Annotated in this window: 18 protein-coding genes; 11 read left to right on the forward strand and 7 right to left on the reverse strand. The window is 73.0% G+C overall.

Annotated features, from left to right (window positions below):
• Nucleotides 1–57: 57 nt before the first annotated feature.
• A complete protein-coding gene (locus tag ACFVXH_RS16450; RefSeq protein WP_387824072.1) occupies nt 58–906 on the reverse strand; it encodes a helix-turn-helix domain-containing protein in 849 nt (282 codons plus the stop codon).
• A 24-nt stretch (nt 907–930) separates the two neighbouring features.
• On the reverse strand, nt 931–1,455 hold the full coding sequence (locus ACFVXH_RS16455) for a DUF6879 family protein (RefSeq protein WP_387824075.1): 525 nt from the start codon (nt 1,453–1,455) through the stop codon (nt 931–933).
• Between the two features lie 584 nt (nt 1,456–2,039).
• Between ACFVXH_RS16455 and ACFVXH_RS16460 the strand changes: the two genes are divergently transcribed.
• The gene (locus ACFVXH_RS16460) at nt 2,040–2,738 is read left to right on the forward strand and encodes a hypothetical protein (RefSeq protein WP_387824078.1); all 699 of its coding nucleotides are present in this window, start codon (nt 2,040–2,042) and stop codon (nt 2,736–2,738) included.
• Between the two features lie 122 nt (nt 2,739–2,860).
• On the opposite strand, the gene ACFVXH_RS16465 is transcribed toward ACFVXH_RS16460, so the two are convergent.
• Nucleotides 2,861–3,406: a tetratricopeptide repeat protein gene (locus ACFVXH_RS16465; protein ID WP_387824081.1), complete on the reverse strand. Its 546-nt coding sequence runs from the start codon at nt 3,404–3,406 to the stop codon at nt 2,861–2,863.
• A gap of 275 nt (nt 3,407–3,681) precedes the next feature.
• Here ACFVXH_RS16465 and ACFVXH_RS16470 point away from each other — a divergent pair, with 275 nt between their 5' ends.
• From ACFVXH_RS16470 to ACFVXH_RS16485, 4 genes are all read left to right on the forward strand, one after another.
• Nucleotides 3,682–4,497 (forward strand): class I SAM-dependent methyltransferase, encoded by an 816-nt coding sequence (locus tag ACFVXH_RS16470; protein WP_387824084.1) that lies wholly within the window; start codon nt 3,682–3,684, stop codon nt 4,495–4,497.
• 202 nt (nt 4,498–4,699) lie between these two features.
• Nucleotides 4,700–5,365, forward strand: a complete 666-nt coding sequence (locus ACFVXH_RS16475; protein ID WP_387824086.1) for a DedA family protein — start codon at nt 4,700–4,702, stop codon at nt 5,363–5,365.
• 114 nt (nt 5,366–5,479) lie between these two features.
• Nucleotides 5,480–6,151 (forward strand): O-methyltransferase, encoded by a 672-nt coding sequence (locus ACFVXH_RS16480; RefSeq protein WP_387824089.1) that lies wholly within the window; start codon nt 5,480–5,482, stop codon nt 6,149–6,151.
• A 132-nt stretch (nt 6,152–6,283) separates the two neighbouring features.
• The gene (locus tag ACFVXH_RS16485) at nt 6,284–7,183 is read left to right on the forward strand and encodes a Gfo/Idh/MocA family protein (RefSeq protein WP_387824092.1); all 900 of its coding nucleotides are present in this window, start codon (nt 6,284–6,286) and stop codon (nt 7,181–7,183) included.
• An 89-nt stretch (nt 7,184–7,272) separates the two neighbouring features.
• On the opposite strand, the gene ACFVXH_RS16490 is transcribed toward ACFVXH_RS16485, so the two are convergent.
• Nucleotides 7,273–7,809, reverse strand: coding sequence for a GNAT family N-acetyltransferase (locus ACFVXH_RS16490; RefSeq protein WP_074003688.1), 537 nt, complete (start codon nt 7,807–7,809; stop codon nt 7,273–7,275).
• A 276-nt stretch (nt 7,810–8,085) separates the two neighbouring features.
• Complete coding sequence (locus ACFVXH_RS16495) at nt 8,086–9,213, reverse strand: hypothetical protein (protein WP_074003687.1); 1,128 nt, start codon at nt 9,211–9,213, stop codon at nt 8,086–8,088.
• A gap of 259 nt (nt 9,214–9,472) precedes the next feature.
• Between ACFVXH_RS16495 and ACFVXH_RS16500 the strand changes: the two genes are divergently transcribed.
• The 4 genes from ACFVXH_RS16500 to ACFVXH_RS16515 all read left to right on the forward strand — a co-directional run bounded on the left by ACFVXH_RS16500 (nt 9,473) and on the right by ACFVXH_RS16515 (nt 18,111).
• Entirely contained in the window at nt 9,473–11,638 is a 2,166-nt protein-coding gene (locus tag ACFVXH_RS16500) for a transglycosylase domain-containing protein (protein ID WP_387824096.1), read from the forward strand.
• 147 nt (nt 11,639–11,785) lie between these two features.
• Nucleotides 11,786–12,805: a hypothetical protein gene (locus tag ACFVXH_RS16505; protein WP_387824099.1), complete on the forward strand. Its 1,020-nt coding sequence runs from the start codon at nt 11,786–11,788 to the stop codon at nt 12,803–12,805.
• Between the two features lie 110 nt (nt 12,806–12,915).
• Nucleotides 12,916–14,829 carry a DNA/RNA helicase domain-containing protein gene (locus tag ACFVXH_RS16510; protein ID WP_387824102.1) on the forward strand — a complete coding sequence of 638 codons (1,914 nt, stop codon included), beginning with the start codon at nt 12,916–12,918 and terminating at the stop codon, nt 14,827–14,829.
• 294 nt (nt 14,830–15,123) lie between these two features.
• Nucleotides 15,124–18,111 carry an ATP-binding protein gene (locus ACFVXH_RS16515; protein WP_387824105.1) on the forward strand — a complete coding sequence of 996 codons (2,988 nt, stop codon included), beginning with the start codon at nt 15,124–15,126 and terminating at the stop codon, nt 18,109–18,111.
• 260 nt (nt 18,112–18,371) lie between these two features.
• Here ACFVXH_RS16515 and ACFVXH_RS16520 read toward each other — a convergent pair whose 3' ends face one another.
• Nucleotides 18,372–18,815, reverse strand: a complete 444-nt coding sequence (locus ACFVXH_RS16520) for a TetR family transcriptional regulator (protein ID WP_387824284.1) — start codon at nt 18,813–18,815, stop codon at nt 18,372–18,374.
• A gap of 16 nt (nt 18,816–18,831) precedes the next feature.
• On the opposite strand from ACFVXH_RS16520, the gene ACFVXH_RS16525 reads away from it, so the two are divergent.
• Entirely contained in the window at nt 18,832–19,053 is a 222-nt protein-coding gene (locus ACFVXH_RS16525; protein WP_387824270.1) for a GNAT family N-acetyltransferase, read from the forward strand.
• Nucleotides 19,054–19,143: 90 nt separating this feature from the next.
• Here the strand turns inward: ACFVXH_RS16525 and ACFVXH_RS16530 are convergent, their stop codons facing one another.
• A complete protein-coding gene (locus ACFVXH_RS16530) occupies nt 19,144–19,590 on the reverse strand; it encodes a hypothetical protein (RefSeq protein WP_387824108.1) in 447 nt (148 codons plus the stop codon).
• 403 nt (nt 19,591–19,993) lie between these two features.
• On the opposite strand from ACFVXH_RS16530, the gene ACFVXH_RS16535 reads away from it, so the two are divergent.
• Complete coding sequence (locus ACFVXH_RS16535; RefSeq protein ID WP_143204599.1) at nt 19,994–21,202, forward strand: RICIN domain-containing protein; 1,209 nt, start codon at nt 19,994–19,996, stop codon at nt 21,200–21,202.
• Nucleotides 21,203–21,375: the final 173 nt, after the last annotated feature.

Below are 21,375 nucleotides of genomic sequence, written 5' to 3' on the forward strand. Positions count from 1 at the left end.
AGACCGTAGGGAGGCGGCTACAGGCGGTGCCACAATCTTGCATCGTCTTGCACGGATTCACCCGAGCGCGTGGATTGCCTGCTCAATGAGGGTCCGAGCTTCACGGCCGTGCACTGCCATGCCGGAGAGGGCCTTGAACGCCTTCGAGTACGCGGCGATCTCGGTCGGCGTCGTGATCTTGACGACGGCGGTCAGCAACTCGGCGTCCACCTGCCGATCATCGAACATGTAGAAGGCTTCGAGCGGCCACATCACGCGAGGCGCCCGGAAGGGAATCACCCCGAGACTGACGCGCGGCAGGGCCATGACCTCCAGCAGGTGGCGCAGTTGATCCGCCATGGCCTCATCGTCGCCGAGCGGGTAGTAGAGGACCGTTTCCTCCAGGACGAACGCGTAGGTGCAGCTTCCCTGGTGGAGGTAGCGTCCGCGCTGGAGCCGGCTCTCGACGGCAGCCTCCACGTCGTTCGGAGTGTTCTGGAAGGCCGTGATGGTCTCCATCAGCGCACGCGCGTACTCACGGCGCTGAACGATCCCCGGCATGACGTTGGAGCAGTACATACGGATCTGCCGACTGTTCCTGAACAGGGGCAGGATGGCGTCCTGGGCGTGCTTCATCCCCGTGCGGTGGAGGCGCTTCCACTCGACGTACATCTCGTCGGCCGCCCGACTCGCGGCGACCAGGTCCGCGGCCTGGTCCTCCGCGCCGCAGGCTGCGCACCATCGTTGGATGTCGTCAGCTGACGGTGGGGTCTTGGCACCCGCGATGCGTGAGACCTTCGACTCGCTGAAGCCCGTTCGTAGGGCCAGATCATGCCCTGTGAGGCCGGCACCCTGCTGAAGTGCTTTCAACCTCTTGGCGATTGTCTCGCGGGCGCTCTGCGCACTGGAGGAGGGAGACAGGGACATGATCTGGCGGTCCTGCGTGCTGAATCAGACGGCGAACTTCTCGTGTTCCACTCCGCGCTCCCATACCGCTTCGAAGGCATTGGCGCAGAGCCCGACCACCACCGGATCCTCGGAGTACTGCGGGTCCAACGCGGCCCCGGGCCCGTCGAACAGGTTGAAGCGAACGGCGCGCCCGTCCACCAGCCAGAAGTCGTTGCCCGGCAGAGCAAGGCCCGACGCCTCACTCCGGGGCAGCCAGCGGACATCCTCCCCGATGGCCAGGTTCACGCTGGTGATGTGGTGCTCGTACCGCACGTAGTCCGTCACCGGCACCGAGACGACGCGGGCCCGGCGGACCTGGACGCCTCGGGCGACGGTGCGGCGTACGAGGTCGCTCCACCCGCTCCAGTACTCCGAGTCGGGGTCGACATCGACGGCTTCACCACGGTGCCACTTGGCGAGTTCGGCCGTCTCCTCGGCGACGCTGTACTGGTCACGCAGTTCCAGGTGCACCGCCGTGCTCCTCGCCGAGTTCAGCATCTCGACGAAGCTGGGAACGCTCTGCCTCATCACACGCCCTCCTGAGAATCGGCACCATTCGGGCCGGAATCCGAAACACTCCCTCGTGCGACGGGATCGTGTTCTCGTGGTCCGGACCGTGGCCGGCCGCGAGCACGCCGGCGATCGACGCCTCGTCGGCGACGTAGCTCTGGACCAGCAAGTCCCCGACCCCCTCGTCCACCCAGACGGTCGGCCTGTTCCCCTGACCGGTCTCCGGGTCGATACCAAAGAACCGTATCGCCGTGCCCACCCCTCCTGTCACTTCACTTGCGCTACCTTGCATGGCTGTTGGTGCAGGAACAGGATCGCGCGCGGGCCGGATGCCGTGTCAGGCGTTTCACTTTCTGATGAGCAGCCAGCTCAGCGACTTCGAGTCCAGCACTGCGGTAACAACCCTCGGCTCCAAGGCAAGGCCTCGTCCATACCGGCGCTCAAGAAGGAGCGACAGAATCCCGCGCATCGTTACCCAAAGTAGCCGATCGAATCCCTTCTCGACGGTGCCGACCTGTTCTCCGAGGCCGCTGACGCCCGGTGGCGACCTCTGCGGTCTTCTCCCGGGGCACAATGGCATGGTCCGGCAGGGGGAGGGGCCCATGGGGAAGGCGGACGGACCGCGGGACCGGCGCCCGTGGCGCGGGCCGACGGCGGGTCAGGTGCTGCGCGGGCTGATCGCCGTGCTGGGGCTGGCGATCGTGGTGTTCGGCTTCGTTCGCTACCACGACGCCTACGACGAGGGCGGGGCCTACCTCGACGCACCCGTCTGCGGTGCCACGGCCGACGGGGCGGCACAGGCGGACTGCCTGCGTCCCGAGAGCGGCCGGGTGGCGAAGAAGTGGGTGGACGCCAACAGTGACTCGACCTCGTACCGCCTCGCCGTTCTCCGGGAGGACGCGCCGGGCCGCACCTACACGGTCGACCAGTCGTTCTACGACGCGGTGGACGTCGGCTCGGCCGTGGAGCTGCGCTTCTGGCGGGGCCGGGTGGCCGAGATCATCCACCAGGGGCACCGAACCGACCCGCAGACCACCCCGTGGGCCCTGATGTTCCGGATCGGGCTGCTGGTCGTGGCGGGCACGGCGCTGTTGGCCGGCGGGCTGGCCGGGGCGTTCCTGGGGGCGTGGAGGATCCAGGCGGTGATCCTGGTCCCGCTGTTCCTCCTCACCTGGGGCGTCGGTGCGCGGCTGCTGGCCTGGCGCTGGCCGCAGGCCCTCACCGTGGGCCTGTCGGCGCTGGCCTGGCTGACCGCCGCCGCCCTGGCGACGGCGGTGGCCGTGGTGGCGGCGGAGGACTGAGCGGCCGGGGACCGATTCTGGGCGCAGCTGCGGGTGGGCATCGTGCTGGCCGAGCAGGCCTGGGCCGGGCCCGCTACGTCCTCCTGGCGCAGAACGGGGACAGGGGCAGCCGCAGGGGGTGGTCAGGGGCGGTCGAGCAGTAGCTCCACCCTGTCGAGTGCGGTCTGCGTGGACTCGATCAACTCGCTGTCCCCCTTGGCGATCCGCAGTCGCAGTGCCTCCTGCAGATGGGTCCGGGCCTGCGCGAGGTCACCGTGTTCCATCAGGTGTTTGCCGGTGTGCTGGAGTGCGAAGTCGAGGAGTTCCGGGTGCCGGGTTCGCGCGGTGTCCAGCGCGCTGCGGTAGAGCGCGTCCGCGGTCCGCACGTCACCGGCGTAGCGGTGTGCGTCGGCGAGGTTGAGTCCGGTGGCGACGACGGCCCGGGTGTTGCCCGTCTCCGCGGCGAGGTCGAGTGACTGGCGGAGGAGTGTACGGGCCTCCTCGTGGTGGCCCAGGCACAGGTGGCCGATGCCGATCCACCTGGTCAGGAGGCGGGCACGGGCGGGGTCGGTCCCCTCGGGCAGGGCCCGGAGTTCCTCGTGGAGACGGCCGACCGAGGTGGTCAGCTCGTTCCGGTTGGTGGGGACCATCCGCAGGTCGTGGTCGTGAGTGATGAGGTGCTCGAGCACGTGGCCCTCCGCCGTTCGGTTCTCCACCCCGTGGGGTGAGAAGTGCCCACGCGGGAGAACGAGTTCGCGCGCTCCAGGTCGCCTGGATGGCCCGGTCGATGGTTGGCGTCGTAGAGCTCCACCGGTCGGTCAGTCGGCGCGTCGGCGGGAGGGGAGGTGCGGACGGGGTGTCAGAATCGGCGGGTTCATGCCCATGACGGGAACACGGCGGGACCGCGACGGACCGCGACGGAACGCGTCGGACCGCGACGGGACCACGTCCGAAGGAGCGAGCGATGAGTGGCGGCGGGGAGCGGCCGGAGCTGGGGCAGGTGCCGGAGACGGCGCTGTGGACGCTGTGGCACCGGGCGGTGGAGGCGCGGCGGCCGGACACCGTGCTGCCGGACCCGAAGGCGGTCGAGCTGGTGGAGCGGATCGACTACCCGTTCGCGGCGCGGTTCGGGGAGAACGCTCTGGTGAGCCAGCTCCAGGCGCTGCGGGCCGCCTGCTTCGACCGCGAGGTGGCGGACTTCCTGACCCGCTGCCCGCGCGGCACCGTGGTCGGGCTCGGGGACGGCCTGGAGACCCAGGCCTGGCGTGTCGACAACGGGCGGGCGAGCTGGCTGTCGGTGGACCTGCCGGAGACGGTCGCGCTGCGGCGGCGGCTGCTGCCGCCGGACGAGCGGCACCGGATCGTCGCCCACTCGGCCACCGACCCGGGCTGGATGGACGAGGTGGACCCGTCGAACGGGGTGCTGATCAGCACCGAGGGCCTGCTGATGTACCTGCGGCCGCAGGCGGTCCGCGCGCTGATCGCGGCCTGCGCCGAGCGCTTCCCGGGCGGGGCGATGGTGCTGGACGCGGTGCCGCGCTGGTTCAGCCGGCGGGCCGTCGAGGGCAAGCTGCGGGACCGGTACTACCAGGCGCCGCCGATGCCGTTCGGGATGGACGCGGACGAGCGCGGCGAGCTGGCCACCGCGCACCCGGGGGTCACCGACGTGCGCGAGGTGTACCCGGAGGGCGGACGGTGGCCGGTGAGCGCCCTGTTGCCGTTCGCGCGCCGGATCAAGCAGCGCCCGTCCGTGGTCGCACTGCTTTTTGCCGAATCTTGAAGAAACGGTGGTCGAGCTGGAACCATGGCGCGGGGGCGTACGTCGTAACCACGGGTGATCGGCCGGGGGGACAGGCCGCCCGGCACGTTAGGCTCGTTTCCGGGGGAGCGGCCTGGGTGCCGCCATCGGACGAACTGCCGGGACGGGCACGCGGCTCCAGGGGGAGCGCGGCCGGTCCCGTCCTGCCACGGAGGGACTGGCCTTGCATATCGACGCCTGGATCGAGGGGATTCCGCCGACAGCGGTGTACGCCGTGGTCGGTCTGATCATCGGGCTGGAGTCGCTGGGCATTCCGCTGCCCGGCGAGATCGCCCTGGTCACGGCGTCTCTGATGGCGGTCAAGGGTGTGGTGAGCCCGTGGGGCGTCGCCATCTGCGCGATCGCCGGCGCGATCATCGGCGACTCGATCGGCTACTCGATCGGGCGCAAGGGAGGCAAGCCGCTCTTCGAGAAGCTGGGACGCAAGTTCCCCAAGCACTTCGGGCCCTCCCACCTGGCCACCGCCGAGCGCTCCTTCCAGAAGTGGGGCATGTGGGCGGTCTTCTTCGGCCGGTTCATCGCCCTGCTGCGCATCTTCGCCGGGCCGCTCGCGGGCGCGCTGAAGATGCCGTACTGGAAGTTCCTGATCGCCAACGTGCTGGGCGGCGTGGTCTGGGCCGGCGGCACGACGCTGCTGGTCTACAAGGTCGGCAAGAGCATCGAGCCCTGGCTGGCCCGGTTCTCCTGGGCGGGCCTGGCGGCGGCCCTGGTGATCGGCCTGCTCTCGGCCTGGATCATGAAGCGCCGCGCCGCCAAGACGCACGCCAAGATCGAGGCGGAAGAGGCCGCCAAGGCCGCCGCCGCGACCAAGGAGCCGGTCGCCGACTGACCTCCCGGACGGCCGGTCGTCCGACCGGCCGTCCACAACCACCGTCGTGGTGCCCTCGGGCCCTCGGAGTAGCATCGGCCGGGTAGCTGCCGATCTTGCACTCTGGAGGGCCCGATGTCTTCGCAGCCGACCTGGGACGCCGTGGACGCCTACTTCTCCGAGCAGCTGGTCGGGCACGACCCGGTGCTGGAGGGCGCCACCGCCGCCGCCGCCGCGGCCGGGCTGCCGAAGATCGCGGTCGCCCCCAACCAGGGCAAGCTGCTCCACCTGCTGGCAGTGACCCAGGGCGCGAAGCGGATCCTGGAGGTCGGCACGCTCGGCGGCTACAGCGCGATCTGGCTGGCCCGGGCGCTGCCCGCGGACGGCACCCTGCTCACCCTGGAGCTGGACCCCCGGCACGCCGAGGTCGCCCGGGGCAACCTGGCGGCCGCCGGGCTGGCCGGGGTCGCCGAGGTACGGGTCGGCCGGGCCGCCGACTCGCTGGCCGCGCTGGTCGAGCAGGGCGTGGAGCCCTTCGACCTGGTCTTCATCGACGCCGACAAGCCGAGCAACCCGGAGTACTTCCGCCGGGCGCTCCAGCTGACCAGGCCCGGCTCGCTGATCATCGTCGACAACGTGGTGCGCGGCGGCGCGGTCGCCGACGCGGACAGCACCGACCCGGCGGTGGTCGGCACCCGGGCGCTGCACGAGCTGATCGCGGCCGAGCCGACGGTCACCGCGACCTCGGTGCAGACGGTCGGCAGCAAGGGCTACGACGGCTTCACCCTGGCCCGCGTCCGGGGCTGACCCAGGGCGCGCGCCGCGAATCACGCGCCGCGAGCACGCGGCGGCGTCGCGACCATGCGGCGGCGTCGCGACGGAACACGAACGCGACGGAACACGGACGTCGCGACGGAACACGAAGGAAACGGAGACATCGTGCGGATCGGACTGCTGGGAACCGGCCCCTGGGCGGAGCGGGTGCACGCGCCCGTCCTGGCCGAGCACCCCGGGCTGGAGTTCACCGGCGTCTGGGGCCGCCGACCGGAGGCGGCCGAGGCGCTGGGCGCCGCGCACGGCGTGCCCGGGTACGCGGACCTGGACCGGCTGCTGGCCGAGGTGGACGCGGTCTCCATCGCGCTGCCCCCGACCGTGCAGGCGGGCCTCGCCGTGCGGGCCGCCGAGGCGGGCTGCCACCTGCTGCTGGACAAGCCGGTCGCGCTGACGGTGCCGGACGCCGAGGCCGTGGCCGAGGCGGTGCGCGAGCACAAGGTCGCCTCGGTGGTCTTCTTCACCGTGCGCTTCGGCGGCGAGCAGATCCCGTGGATCGAGCGGCAGGCGGAGCTCGGCGGCTGGTTCACCGGCCGCTCGGACTGGCTCGGCTCGGTGTTCGCGCCCGGCAGCACCAGCCCGTACGCGGCCTCGCCGTGGCGGGTCGAGAAGGGCGCGCTGTGGGACGTCGGCCCGCACGCGCTGTCCGTCCTGCTGCCGGTCCTGGGCGACGCGACGCACGTGACGGCGGCGGCCGGCCCGCTGGACACCGTCCACCTGGTGGTACGGCACGCCGGCGGCGCCTCCAGCACACTCGCGCTCAGCCTGACCGCACCGCTCGCGGCCGGCGGGACGGGCATGGAGCTGCGCGGCGAGCACGGCGTGGTGCAGCTGCCCCCGCGCGGCGAGGGACCGGCCGCGGCGCTGCACCGGGCGCTGGACGCCCTGCGGGCCTCGGCGGCCTCCGGCGAGCCGCACCCGTGCGGGGCGGACTTCGGCCTGCGAGTGGTGGAGATCCTGGTCGGCGCCGAGCGTTCGCTGGCGATCGGCGCCACGGTGGCCGTCTGAGGCCTGCTGTCGGGCAGGGCCCTGACAGTCCCTGACAGTAGGGAAGGACGCCGGGCGGGGCACCCACGTGCCCCGCCCGGCGTCGTCCGTCAGATGCCGAACGGCGCGGCGTAGCGGACGGTGCCCGCGGGCAGCGGGTGGCCGGCGTCCAGGGCGAGGGCCATCAGCGCCTCGTCCGGGACCTCGATGCTCAGGCCGATGCCGTGGGCGGAGGCGCGGGTGAAGCCGAACCGCGGGTAGTAGTCCGGGTGCCCCAGGACGACGACGTGGCGCTCGCCCAGGTCCCGTGCCGCGTCCAGTGCTGCGCGGACGGCGGCGGAGCCGGCGCCGGTGCGCTGGTACGCGGGGAGCACGGCGCACGGGGCCAGGCACAGGGCCGGGACGTCGCCGATGTGGCAGCGGGTCAGCAGGGCGTGGCCGACGGCGGTGCCGTGCTCACCAGTGCCCTGCTCGTCGGTGCCGTGCTCGGTGGTGGCGACGAGGGACAGGCCCTCGATCCAGGAGGCGTCGGCGCGCAGCGCGTCGACGAGGTCGGCCTCGGCGGGAGTTCCGAAGGCGGCGAGGTTGATGTCGCGGATGGTCGGGATGTCGGTGCCGGTCTCGGCACGCGTGATCCAGTTGCGCATGGTGGACGGAGATCCGTTCCTGAGGAGTGTTCGTGCGGGCCCCGCGGGCTCACGCCCCCGGCGAGGCGGGACAGGAGGAGGTCAGGCCGCGGCCCGGGACGTGAGGGAGACCCGGACGCTGCGCATGGCGGCCTTGAGCGCGGTCATCAACCCCACCTCCCTCTTCTTCCTCTGCTCCTGCGTGCTCCTGAACGGCACGTACTGCGGACGAGTGTACCCGGTCCGCCCGGGTCGGTCCCGTCCGCCCGCTCCGCCCGGTCGGTCTGGTCCGCCCGCTCAGGCGGGCGGCAGCGGTGGCAGCGGTGTCCCCGGCGGCGGGGTCGAGGACGGGCGGCGGTCGGTGGGGCGGCTCGGCGGGATGACGGGGGCGCGGAAGTCGCGCGGGCCGGTCCACAGCGCCGGGACGGCGTCGCTGCGCCGGGCCAGTTCGTACGCCAGCGCCTCGTAGTTGACCCGCCAGCCGTGGAAGTGCGCCCAGGCGTCCTCGACCGGGCGCTCGCGCGGGAACCCGGCCGCGGTGATCATCGCGACGGCGCCCAGGTACTCGGCGTAGGTCAGCCGGATCGGGATGTCCGGGTCCGGGTCCGCTTCGAAGTCGATCCGCAGCGAGCGGCCGATGTCGCGCATCGCGGTGAAGCCGGCCCGGATCACCAGCCGGGCCTCGGGTGGGGCCGAGCGCGGGCAGAGCGCCAGGTGCAGGGCGGCGGCGTCCATCACGGCGATCAGCCCGACCACCCAGCTGCGGTGGGGCTGCGGGGAGCGGAAGGAGAGCAGCACCGGGTAGTTGGAGTGGCTCTCGCCGATGTCGGCGGCCAGCCGCTCCCAGTCCCGGTAGAGCTGGGGGAGCGCCGTCTCGGTGTCCACCAGGGACTGGCGGGCCAGCAGCTCGGGGCCCCAGGCGGGCTCGCCGGCCCGGGACTGCAGCAGGGTCACCTCGGTCTCGCGGCGCTGGTAGGCGGCGTAGAGGGTCGGCAGGTAGGCGATCTGGAGGGCGATGACCAGCGGGCCGCTGGCGGCGGCCAGGAAGTCGATCGCGGAGAGGTGGAGCCGCTCGCCGCTCGCGAAGCCGAGGGTGAACAGGCTGGACCCGGCCTCGCGCACGGAGACCGACCAGCTCAGCTCGGAGGTGCCGTGCAGCAACAGGGTGTAGGCGGTCAGCATGCAGCTGAGCCAGACGCCGAGCATGCCGAGGAGCACCAGCGGCGCCAGCCAGGTGAGCGCCCGGTCCTGCGCGAGGTAGCCGCGGTTCGGCCCGGCGGACAGCCGCAGCAGCGTGCGCAGCACCCGCCAGAGCCGCATCACCAGTGCCGAGTAGAGGCCGCGCGGAACGACCAGCGTGCGCAGGATGCTGCCGATGATCAGCAGGAGCAGCAGTGTGCCGAGCGCGGTCTGGATCATCCTCATGGCGCCATTCTGGCGGCACGCCGGGGCTGGCGCGGACCGGGTTCGGCGCGGGTGGCCGTCCGCGGGCTGTTCGTCCACGGTCCGCGGCCCGCCCGTCGGACGCTCACGTCCCACCCGTCGAGCGCAGTATGACCATGATCACACCAAAGCCAGGCATACGTACTGATGTTCTCATCACGTCTATGTGTACGGAGGGTCAGCCCACGAGCGAATCGGAGACCGGACTGTGCGTGCTCAGCAAGACGGCGGGGCCGAAGACGTGGCCGAAGACGGGGCCGGGGAGACGGCCGAGGGCGTGGCCGAGGAGACCGCCGAGAAGACCGCCGGCGAGACCGCCGAGAAGACCGCCGGCGAGACCGCCGAGAAGACCGCCGGCGAGACCGCCGAGAAGGAGACGCCCGGGCGCCGACGCCGACGTTTCCTGCCGCGCCCGCGCCCCCGGCCGTTACGCGGGTCGCGTCCGTTCCGGGGCCGGCGCCCGTCCCTGCGGATCGACTACCCGCGCCGCGGCCGGCGCGGCGTCCGCCGCTGGCTCCCGTCCTGGCGGCAGCTTCTGCTGGTGGCCGGGACGGGCGCGGCCGGGCTGAGCGGCTGGCTGCTCTGGTTCTACGCGCACACCGCCGTCCCGGAGGACCTGAACTCCTTCGCCACCCAGCAGAACAACGTCTACTACTGGGCGGACGGCAGCGAGATGGCGCGGATCGGTCCGACCAACCGGCAGGAGGTGCCGCTCGGCCAGGTGCCGGAGCCGGTGCAGTGGGCGGTGCTGGCCGCCGAGAACGAGACCTTCTACGACGACCCGGGCATCTCCGTCACCGGCATCGGGCGCGCCGTCGTCCAGATGGTCACCGGCGGTGAGACCCAGGGCGGCTCCACCATCACCCAGCAGTACGTCAAGAACATCTACCTGAACCAGCGCCAGGACATGTCCCGCAAACTCAGCGAGATCGTCATCGCGATCAAGCTGGACGACCGGATGAGCAAGCAGGACATCCTGGCCGGCTACCTCAACACCAGCTGGTTCGGGCGCGGCAGTTACGGCATCGAGCGCGCCGCGGCGGCGTACTACGGCAAGGACGTCTCCCAGCTCGACCCGAGCGAAGGCGCCTTCCTGGCAGCGCTGTTGAAGGGCGCCGGGCAGTACGACCCGGCGGTCAGCGCGGAGAACCGGGAGCGGGCCGAGGAGCGCTGGTCGTGGATCCTGGACCGGATGGTGGAGGTCGGCAAGCTGTCCGCCGCCGAGCGCGCCAAGTACACCGTGTTCCCCGAGCCCAGGCCGCAGCCGAAGTCGGCGGGGCTGAGCGGCCAGACCGGGTACCTGGTGGACATGGCCCGCGCCTACGTGGAGAGCCACAGCGACATCACCCCGGCCCAGTTCGACCTCGGCGGCCACCAGATCCGTACCACCTTCGAGAAGCCGAGGGTCGACACCCTGGCCGCCGCCGTACGGGAGGGCACCGCGGGGATCGACCCGGAGAACCGGGATGCCGACAAGTTCCTGAAGGTCGGCGCCGCCTCGGTGGCCCCGGACGGCCGGATCGTCGCGCTCTACGGCGGCACCGACTACCTCAAGCAGGGCTTCAACAACGCCAACACCACCACGGTGCCGATCGGTTCGGCCTTCACACCGGTGGTGTACGCCGCCGGGCTCGGCCAGGGAGTGCAGCGCCAACGGGGCGGCGACCGCACCCCGGTGACGCCCGCCACCCCCTACAACGGCGACGACGGGGTGAACGTGATGACCCCGGAAGGGCCGTACTGGGGACGGGACGGGAAGATCGTCAAGACCGCCAACGACGGCAGGCGGAACTGGGGCACGGTCACCCTGCGGAACGCGGTCGAACAGTCCGTCAACGGGCCGCTGATGCAGCTCGGCATGGACGTCGGCCTGGACCGGGTGCAGAAGACCGCCACCGACCTCGGCCTGCTCCCCAACAGCCTGGGCGAACTCGTCCCCGCCCTCGGCGTCGGCAACTCCACCCCCAGCGCCGTCCGCACCGCCGACGCGTACGCCGCCTTCGCGGCCGGCGGCAGCCACACCGACCCGTACTCCGTCCTCAGGATCTCCCGCAACGGCGCCCAGCTCCCCCTGCGCCTGCCGGCCGCCAACCAGGCGCTGACCCCGTCGGTCGCGGCCGAGGTGGACGCGGCACTCAAGGGCTCCGTCCGCGACGGAGCCGCCAAGCCGGCAGCGGAGGCCGGCCCCGGCCTGGCCGCCAAACCCGGCACCACCGCGGACCGTACGGCAGGGTGGTTCGTCGGCTACAACGGGCAGCTGTCGACGGCGGTCACCATCTTCCGCGCGGACCTGAAGGACATGAAGCTGCTCTCCCTCGAAGGCCTCGGCGGCGCCACCCCGGACACCTCCGACGCCGCCCTCCCGACCCGCATCTGGAGCACCTACATGAAGACGGCGGCACAGTAGGCCGGGCCTGTCTGTCAGTGCCGTCTGGTAGACAGACACCGTGCCGTCTTCTCCCGCCTCCACGGGACACGCGGCACTGCCCGTCCGAACCAACCAACTCCCCGGGCCCGTCCGGCAGGGGGAGTCGAACCGAGGAGGATGCACGACGTGTCCGTCGTTGCCGTGTACGTCCCCGCCGCTTCGAAGCGGAACTTCGAGATCGGCCTGCGCGAGTCCATATGGGGCTGGAAGCCCGAAACCGCCGAGAAGGCGAACACCCCGGAGGTGCTGGACGGGCTGAAGCCCGGTGACTACGTCCTGTTCGGCCACCGGGGGCCGAACGCCCGTGTCCCCGAGGGGGGCTGGGCCGACGCGGTCCTGCGCGAGCTGGCTGTCGCCCAGGTCACCGGAGCGGTCTACAAGGACAAGGCCACCGTCTGGCCCGACGGCGTCTACCCGGTGCGCGTCCGCCTGGACGTTCTGGACCTCGAGGCCACCATCGCGGGAGGGCAGCTCGGCGCTGCGGCGATGGAGGCCTTCCGGCTCTCCGCCAACAAGCAGGGCGCCCCGGTCCCGGTGGCCGACCCCGAGGTGATGACCAGGCTGGTCGACTCCATCGAGCAGCAGCCGGTCGCGTCCTCCGACACTAGGGGGCCCGCCGCCGCCTGGCACGGTCCGAACACCTCGCAGGCCCCGGACACCTCGCAGGACCCGGACCGCTACCTCGAGCTGGGCGACAGCCTGGACCGCCCCGTGGTCGCGCTCGCCCGCCGCGAGCAGGCCCGCGTGCGGCGTGCCAAGTTCAACGGCAGGAGCTCCATCCGCTGCGACCTCTGCGGGCGGGAGCTGCCCCAGGCGCTCGTCCGTGCGGCGCACGTGCGGAAGAGGTCGCAGAGCAACCTCGAGCAGCGCTCCCACCTGGCGAACGTGATGGCCGCCTGTGTGCTCGGCTGCGACGCCCTGTTCGAGGACGGCTACATCAGGGTGTCCTCCGACGGGATCGTGGAGGTGTCGGAGAAGGGCGCGGCCTCCGCCGACCTCCTCGCGGCGGCGAGGACCCTCGAGGGCAGGCGGTGCACCGCCCACACCCCCGATAGCGCGCAGTACTTCGACTGGCACTGGACCAACTGGGCCGCGCCGTCGGCGGCCGGGGCCGTCCAGGCCGGGCCGGAGACGCCGGCCGGCTGAGCGGACCGCGGGCGCGGACACCCGGCGGCCCATGCCGTCGGGCGTCCGCGCGGGCTGTCGGCGTCGTCGGCGCTCTCGGCGTTGTCGGTCGGTGATGGTATCCATCGGTCATGTACGTACACCGGGGGATCATCGACGACATGGCGCGGCGGGCCGCGCGGCCGGAGTTCATGGACGCCTGTGCGACGCGGTTCCGTGCCCTGCACGGCGCGGCGCCCGGGGAGGAGGAGGCCGGCAGTTGGCGGCGGAGCTGGCCCGTCCTCCTCGACGCGCTGGTGCGCGCCGGTCTGGGCGGCCTCGACGTCCTGCTGGAGCTGTCGCTGCCGGGAACGGGTGAGCGCGTCGACGCGGCCGTCGTCGGCCAGGACGCGGACGGCGCCCTGACGGTCGTGGCCGTCGAGTTGAAGCAGTGGACCGGGGCGCGGCCCGTACCGGGCCACCCGGGGATGCTGGAGGCCGGACGGCGGTCCGTGCAGCACCCCGCCCGCCAGGTCGGCGGATACGTCCACTACCTGCGGGGCTGGGCCGACGGCGGGAACGGCGTTCGGGCGAGGGGCACGGTGGTCCTGCACAACGCTTCCGCCGACGTGATCGAGCGTCTCCGGAGCATGGTGTCGCCCGACTCCCCGAGCGCCGAGTTCCCCCTGCTGGGCCGCGACGACCTCGCGGTCGGCGTGCCCGCGGGAGACCTCGCGGAGCGCCTCGGCTGCGCAGGCCTGTCGCCCGCGCCGGGGGAGGCCGTCGACCGGTTCCTCGCCGGTGAGCACCGGCCCTCCGAGCAAGCCATGGAGCGGCTGGCCGCCAACATCGAGGACCAGCGCCCGTTCCGCCTGATCGGGGAACAGGACCGGGCCCGGCTGGCGATCCTGGACGCCGTCCGGGAGGCGGACGCGCGCGAGGGCAAGCTCGGCGCGGCCGGGGCGCACGGGCCCGGGGGCATGGTCGTGGTCACCGGCGGGCCCGGCACCGGCAAGACGGCGATCGCCGCCCGCCTCATGGGCGAACTGTGCCGCGAGCCCCGGCGCAACCCCCGCCTGCTGACCCCCTCCGGCACCCTCACCCGGCAGCTCCAGCGGCTGCTGCGCGAGGAGTCCCGCGGCCTCGTCGCGACGTTCAAGAGCAAGACCCCCGGCGGGCTGGACAAGAACAGCGTGGTCCTCCTCGACGAGGCGCACCGCGCCGCCACCTACCCGCACCAGCGCGGCACCGGCTTCCCCGCCGTCCTGCGCAACCTGCTCGACCGGGTCGGCGTCCTGGTCCTGTTCCTCGACGAACGCCAGATCGTGCGTCCCAGCGAGGGCCTCACCCTGGACGAACTGACCCGCCACGCGCAGGAGTCCGGGGCGGCGTTCCGGCACGTCGACCTGGAGACCCAGTTCCGCTGCAACGGCTCCCAGGCCTACCACCGCTGGGTGGACCTCCTGTTCTCCCCGGCCGGCGCCGCGCGTCCGTGGAACGGCGGAAGCTACGACCTCGCCCTGGCCACGGACCCGGACGCGCTCGCCTCCTGGGTCGACGGCCACACCGCGCAGGGCCGCAGCGCCCGGATCACCGCGGGGTTCTGCTGGCCCTGGGACACCGGTGAGGTCCCCCCGCTGGAGCCGGAGGTCGCCATCCGCTGGCACGGCCCCGACCACGGCGAGCGCTCCTGGGCCCGCCCCTGGAACCTGCGATCCGAACAGCCCGTCCCCGGCTTCCCCGACATCCCGGCCCGCCCGTACTGGGCGACCGACCGCGGCGGGCACGACCAGGTCGGATGCATCTACACCGCCCAGGGCCTCGAGTACGCCTTCGGCGCCGTCATCCTGGGCGGCGACCTCGTCCGCCGCCACGACCGCTGGCGGGCGCGCCCCGAGGCCAGCTACGACGCCGTACAACTGCGGACGCTGCCCCCGGAGCAGTACCTGCCGTACGCGCTGAACACCTACCGCGTCCTCGCGACCCGGGCCACCCACGGCACCCGCCTCTACTCCACCGACCCCGAGACCCAGGCCTACCTCGCCTCCCTGCTACCCGGCTCCTGACCCGGCCTGGGGCGTCTCCCGGCAGACCGGCCCGGCCTCCGGCACGGCAGGCCCCGAGACGATCCTTGACGACGCGACGTCCGGACCTGGCCGAGGCCACGGCGGCCGAGTTCCGCGCGGCCGGGGCCAGCGTGGAGGTGCGGCGCTGAAGGGGAGGCCGGACGGTGTGCGTGAGAGGTAGGGCGCCCCGGTCCGGCGAGGGCTGGTGAATGCCGGTCGGGCCGTGTCCGTACTAGGGTCGTGGGCGGGCCGAGGGCGGTCGTGGGCTCTGAGGGACTGAAGCGGATGCAGCGGATGAAGATGACGTTCGGGCTGTTGGGGCCCCTGGCGGTCGCCGTGGACTCCGTGCCGCAGGTGTTGCCGCGGGCCGGCGTGTTGCGGGGGCTGTTGGGGGTCCTGCTGCTGGCGGAGGGGGAGCGGCTGTCGGTGGGGCGGCTGCTGGAGCTGGTGTGGGCGGGGCAGGCGGACCGGGTGGGCCGGGGTGCGGTGCACACCGGGATGTCGCGGTTGCGCGGCTGGCTCGGCGGGTTCGGGGACGAGTCGGTGGTGCTGGAGTCGGACGCGCAGGGGTACCGGCTGGTGACCGGGCCGGGGGCGGTGGACCTCGGACGGTTCCGCGGGTTCGCCGCCGACGGGGATGTGGCCGGGGCGATCGGGCTGCGGCGCGGGCCGGTGCTGGCCGGGCTGGAGCGGGTGAACCGGGAGGACCCGCTGGTGGCCGCCGTGGAGGACGAGGTGCGTGCCACGGTCCTGGCCCTGGCCCGGGCCGCGCAGGCGGACGGGGCGGCCCGGGCGGCCGTTCCCGCGCTGACGGCGCTCGCCGAGGAGTACCCGTACGACGAGCCGGTGCAGGCCGCCCTGTTGGAGTTGCTGGCGGCGGACGGGCGGGCGGCGGAGGCGTTGCGCCGCTTCCAGGCGTTGCGCCGGCGGCTGTCCGAGGAGCTGGGGATCGAGCCGGGCGAGCAGGTGCAGGGCGTCTTCCTGGCGCTGCTGGCGCACGACCGGGAGGATGCCCGAGCCGTTCCGGGGTGCTCCCGGGTGCCTTCCCAACTCCCGCGTGACATCCCGGACTTCACCGGTCGTGACGAGCAGGTGCGGCTAGTCCTGGACGCCCTGGCGGCCGGCCGGGTGCCGGTGATCGCCGGGATGGGCGGCATCGGCAAGACGGCGCTGGCCGTCCACAGCGCCCACCGCGCCGCCGTCGACTACCCGGACGGCCGGCTGTACGCGGACCTGCGCGGGGCCGACGAGACGCCCGCCGACCCGGCCGGCGTCCTCGCCGCCTTCCTGCGCGCCCTGGGCGCGGACCCCCGGGAGATCCCGGCCTCCCTGGAGGAGCGTTCCGCGCTGTACCGCACGCTGCTGGCCGGCCGCCGCACGCTCGTCCTGCTCGACAATGCCGCCGGGGAGCAGCAGATCGGCCCGCTGCTCCCGGGCACCCCGGCGGACCCGGCCGGGCACGGGCCGGACCGCCCGGCCGTCCTGGTCACCAGCCGCGCCGCGCTCACGGCGCTGCCCGGCTCGCACCTCGTCGACCTGCATGAACTCGACGCGCCCCACGCCCGGACGCTGCTGCGCCGCATCCTCGGGGACCGCCGGGTCGCCGCCGAGCCGGTGGCCGCCGCCCAGATCGTCGAGCTGTGCGGCGGCATGCCGCTGGCCGTCCGCATCGCCGGGGCCCGGCTGGCCGCCCGGCCGCGCTGGACCCTGGCCCGGCTCGCGCACCTGCTGCGCGACGAACGGCGCCGGCTCGACGAACTGGCCGCGGGGAACCTGGCCGTACGGGCCGGCTTCGCCGTTGGCTACGCCCGGCTGCCGGAGCCGACCCGCCGGACGTTCCGGCTGCTCGGACTGCTCGACGCGCCCGACTTCGCGCCGTGGGTCGCGGCGGCGGTGGCGGACATCCCGCCGGAGCGGGCCGAGCGCCAGCTGGAGGAGCTGATCGACGCCCAGCTCCTCCAGGAGACCGGCGCGGAGCCGCACCTGCGCTACCGCTTCCACGACCTCGTCCGGCTGTACGCGCGCGAGCACGCCGAGGCCGCGGACGAGCCGGCCGCCCGCACCGCCGCGCTCGGACGGGCCTTCGGCGCCTGGCTCTGGCTGGCCGAGCAGGCGGCCGACCAGGTGCCCGGGCCGTGCTTCGCGCCGATCCACGGCACCGCGCCTCGCCACCCGATGCCGTCCGGCGTCGCGGCGGCGCTGCTGGACGACCCGATGGCCTGGTTCGACGCCGAGCAGCCGGCCCTGGACGCGAGCGCCCGGCAGGCCGCCGCGCTGCGCATGGTGCCGGTGGCCTGGGACCTCGCCGCCTGCCAGGAGAAGTACTGCGACGTGCGCGGCCTGTACGACGAGTGGCGCACCACCCACCTGGCCGTCCTCCAGGCCTGCCGGTCGGCCGGTGACGGCCTGGGCACCGCCGTGCTCACCCGCGGCCTGATCGAGGTGACGACCTGGACCACCCCGGCCGACGGCTCCGGCACGGCCGTCGACCTGGCGGACGGCGCCCAGACGATGGTCGCCCTGGAGGAGCGGGCGCGGCACCTGCGGCGCCTGTTCGAGGAGGCCGGGGAGGTGCGCGGGGCCGCCGACGCCCTCGTCCTGACGGCCTGGAGCCTGGTCGCCCAGGGCCGCGCGCAGGAGGCCCTGGACGCCGGCCACCGTGCCCTGGACCTCGCCACCGCCCACGACCACCCGGGCGGCGAGGCCCGGGCGCACCAGATCATCGCCATCGCCCACGGGGAGACGGACCTCGACCGCACGATCGAGCACCTCACCGAGACGCTGCGGCTGGCGCGGCTGATCGGCAACACCCGCTTCGAGGCGACCGCGATCCAGTTCCTGGGAGCCGCCCACGGCCGGGCCGGCCAGGTGGAGCGGGGCGGCGAGCTGCTCCTGCGCTCGCTCGCCATGGCCCGCTCGCTCAAGGACCGCTACGTGGAGGCGTTCTCGCTGCTGTACCTGGCCACGCTGTACGCGGCCACCGGCGACGGCCGCGCCCGGGAGACGGCCGAGGCCGCGCTGGCCATCGCCCGCCGTTTCGACCTGGGGCACCACCTCGCCCAGGCCCTCGGCATCCTCGGGGAGCTGGACCTGGCGGCGGGGGACCGCGCCTCGGCCGTCGCCCACCTGGAGGAGTCCGTGCTGGTGTGGCGCGCCCGCGGCTGGCGCTCCTTCCTCGCGGAGGCGCTCCGGGCGCTCGGCCGGGCCTACGAGGCGGCCGGGCTGCCGGAGTCGGCCGCGCGGGTGCTCACGGAGGCGCGGGAGCTGAGCGACGTCCGGTAGCGGCCGGGGCCGTTGCCGCAGCCGTACCGGTTGAGGGCCACAGCCGTCAGTGATTGGTAAGCGATCGGTAAGCGCTCCTGCCTAGGCTCGATCCCCACGGCACGGGACAGGCGTACGCGTCAGTCCCGTACGCGCCGCATGGGCTGCCGGTCGGGTCCGCGCAGGGGACGGACCCGGCCGGAGGTGCGGCCGTCGGGACCGCGGCATCCGTCGGTGCGCGACATCTGTCGGCCGACGGGATCCGTCGCCCGGGCCGGGGCTCAGGCGAGGGCGGCGTCGAGGAAGGCGTGCCAGGCGGTGTGGACGCGCCGGGCGTGGGACCCGTCGGAGCTGTCGGACTCGTCGTCGACCCCGGCGAGCAGGTCCAGCAGCAGGCCGCGGAGGACGGCGAGCACCACGGTGGGGTTCGCCCGGGTGCCGTCGAGGACGCGTTCCAGCGGTGGCAGCCACTCCTCCAGCGAGGCGGTGCCGAAGTCCGGCCACGGCTCGCGCCGGCCGAAGGCGCGGACGTACCCCTCGAAGAACAGCCGCAGCGCCCCTCGGTGTTCGGGCTGCGTCAGCCACTCCCAGAGCAGGTCGAGGGTCTCGCGGGCGCTGCCGCCCTCGGCCTCGGACCGTTCCAGCAGCGCCAGTTGCTCGGCCCGTCCGACCGCCAGGACCTCCCGGACCAGCTGCTCCTTCGACCCGAACAGGTACAGCAGCACGCGCGGGCTGGAGCCGATCCCGGCCGCCCGGGGCCGGGGGCTGGGCCGCCGGATGCTGGAGACGGCCCTGGACGAGGCCCGGGCCCGTGCGTACGAGGGCGTGCTGCTCTGGACGGTCGAGGGACTCGGCGCCGCCCACCACCTCTACGCGACGGCCGGGTTCGAGCTCACCGTCTCCCGCCCGGCCCGCAAGTTCGGCGTCGACGCGGTCGAGCAGCGGATGGACCTGCGGTTCTGAGGGGACGGCGGTCGGGCGGGCGCGCGGGTTCGCCCCCGTGCTCGGCGCGCGCCGTCGCCCACCGCCGTCCCGTCCGGCGGTTCCCGCCGCTCAGATCTTCACGGTGAGCCAGGCGCCGAGGCCGCTGCAGCCGCGCGCGTCGTAGGTGGTGCTGCGGTACCCGGCCGGGATCGGCGAGTACGGGCAGGTCCAGACGCCGTTGCGGACCAGCTCGTGGTACCAGGCGCCGACGCCGCTGCACCCCCGGGAGTCGTAGTTGGTCAGTACGTAGCCGGAGACGATCGGTGAGCCGGAGCAGGTCCAGAGGCGGTCCTGCGCGGGCCGCTGGTACCACGAGCCGTGGTTGTTGCAGCCGCCCGCGTTGTACATGGTGATGACGTAGCCGGCCGGGACGGGCGCCCCGGAACAGCTCCAGCTGCCGGGCGCCGCGGAGGCCGTGCCGGCCGCCGTCGTGCCGGTGAGGGCGGCCGCGAGCACGGCGACCGTGGCGGCCGCCCTCCCCGTACGGGTCATCAGCTTGCGGAGGATCGTGGTCACGGCGACACCGTTCCGATCGGTCGTCTCCCCGCCGTCGGTGCGGCGCGGGGAGGGTGTAACAGCGGGGATGCGCCGCACCTTAGCGGCGGTGATCAGGTCGCTGATAGATCCAGATCGATACATCGACGGACCTGACCGAAAACGATCCCAACTGACCGTCATCGCGCCGCCCGGCCATGCTCCGGACGGCGGTCGCCGGATGCGTCCGGTTGGTCGTCCCACGCGCTGCCCGCCCCTGCCCGGACCTCCCGCCGGACCGTCCCGCTGACCAGGGCGTTCGGGCGGATCCGGCAGGAAATCCGTCACGCTCCGTAGTGCTTCCGATTGCCGCGCGCCTCCGGCCGGAGAAATCTTGTGGATGCTCGACCGCCCGATTCCTCCCGATTCTCCCAAGGAGCCCCACGTGTCATTCCCAGCCCGCCCTCGAACCCGCCCGTCCGCCTGGCCGGCGACCGTCGCCGCCCTCCTCTCCCTCTCCGGGATCTGGACCGGAGCCGTGACGGCCGAGGCCGTTCCGACGCCGTCCGCCCTGCCGGCGGCCGCCGGTATCACGGCCACCGGTCAGACGCCCGGCGCCTATTCGGACTGGACCTTCAACACCACCGACACCGTGACGGACGTCGACTTCCGCAACACCGTGGTCACCAGTCCGGGAGACGGCGACGTGTACTGGGCGCACCAGTTCAACTTCGACGGGAACCTCTCCTACACCGGCTTCCAGCTCGGCAAGCAGAACAGCGGACAGTTCCTCTGGTCGACCTGGGCCGACAAGGACCTCCAGTTCAAGGACGGGACCGAGGGCTCGCACTGCTGGAACAACGAGGGTGAGGGCCAGCACCTGCAGTGCTCCAACACCACCGTCAACCACGGCCGTCCCGTCACCGGGGACACCTACGCCTTCCACGTGGAGATCGACCCCGTGACCCACTGGGCGAAGGTCACCGTGAGCGACGAGACCGCCGGCACCAGCTTCGTCCTGGGCGAGGCCCTGCTGCCGAACTCCTCGAAGATCCAGCACAGTTGGAGCAGCTGGGTGGAGTACTTCGACTGGAACGACTCCCGGTACGTGTGCGACGACAACGCGTACGCCGAGAACCGGTGGGGCAAGATGACCGGCAATGGCGGCACCCTCACCGCCGAGAACACGGGAACGTCGACCAGCGGCACCTGCCAGGACATGGTCCGGCAGCAGAAGCAGGACGACGGCACGCTGATCACCGAGACCGGCCTCGGCCAGTCCGCCCGCTGGCCCCTGCGCTTCACCAACGGCGCCTGTCTGGACCGCGGCGGCGCCACCGGCGTGATCACCTACGGCTGCGCCGAATCGCCCAACGGCAACCAGCTGTTCGTCTTCGCCCGCGACGGCAGCATGCGCAGCGCCGAGGGCAACGAATGCCTGGCCGCGCCGTCCTCCGTCGGCGGTCAGATCACACCCGCCGCGTGTGACGGCTCGGCCGCCCAGCAGTGGACCTACGACGTGATGAACGAGGCCGTGGTGAACTCCGCCGGCTGGGCCATGACTTCCAGCACCTCCGGGGGCAGCGGCGACCCGGTGACCGCGCAGGTCTTCGACGGGCGCGCCGAGCAGACGATCACGCCCTTCGAGGTGTGACGAGCCACCAGGTGTCAACGCTCCACGAGGTGTCATGAGGTACGAGGTGCCGACGCCCTGCGGGGGGTGAACGAGCCGACCCGCCCACGGCCGCGCCGGAACACCCGGCGCGGCCGTTCGTACCCACCCTCTATGATCCCGCCCGGGGGGAAGGTCGCTGAGCTGGGGTACGA

The sequence above is a fragment of the Kitasatospora sp. NPDC058184 genome, from assembly GCF_042883725.1.
Classification (GTDB): Bacteria; Actinomycetota; Actinomycetes; order Streptomycetales; family Streptomycetaceae; genus Kitasatospora.

Excerpts from the sequence above, each read along its gene's own strand:
- ACFVXH_RS16495 (WP_074003687.1), bottom strand. The coding sequence starts at position 9,213 with ATGAGGATGATCCAGACCGCGCTCGGCACACTGCTGCTCCTGCTGATC.
- ACFVXH_RS16480 (WP_387824089.1), top strand. The coding sequence starts at position 5,480 with ATGTCTTCGCAGCCGACCTGGGACGCCGTGGACGCCTACTTCTCCGAG.
- ACFVXH_RS16490 (WP_074003688.1), bottom strand. The coding sequence starts at position 7,809 with ATGCGCAACTGGATCACGCGTGCCGAGACCGGCACCGACATCCCGACC.
- ACFVXH_RS16450 (WP_387824072.1), bottom strand. The coding sequence starts at position 906 with ATGTCCCTGTCTCCCTCCTCCAGTGCGCAGAGCGCCCGCGAGACAATC.
- ACFVXH_RS16515 (WP_387824105.1), top strand. The coding sequence starts at position 15,124 with ATGAAGATGACGTTCGGGCTGTTGGGGCCCCTGGCGGTCGCCGTGGAC.
- ACFVXH_RS16460 (WP_387824078.1), top strand. The coding sequence starts at position 2,040 with ATGGGGAAGGCGGACGGACCGCGGGACCGGCGCCCGTGGCGCGGGCCG.
- ACFVXH_RS16510 (WP_387824102.1), top strand. The coding sequence starts at position 12,916 with ATGTACGTACACCGGGGGATCATCGACGACATGGCGCGGCGGGCCGCG.
- ACFVXH_RS16455 (WP_387824075.1), bottom strand. The coding sequence starts at position 1,455 with ATGAGGCAGAGCGTTCCCAGCTTCGTCGAGATGCTGAACTCGGCGAGG.
- ACFVXH_RS16470 (WP_387824084.1), top strand. The coding sequence starts at position 3,682 with ATGAGTGGCGGCGGGGAGCGGCCGGAGCTGGGGCAGGTGCCGGAGACG.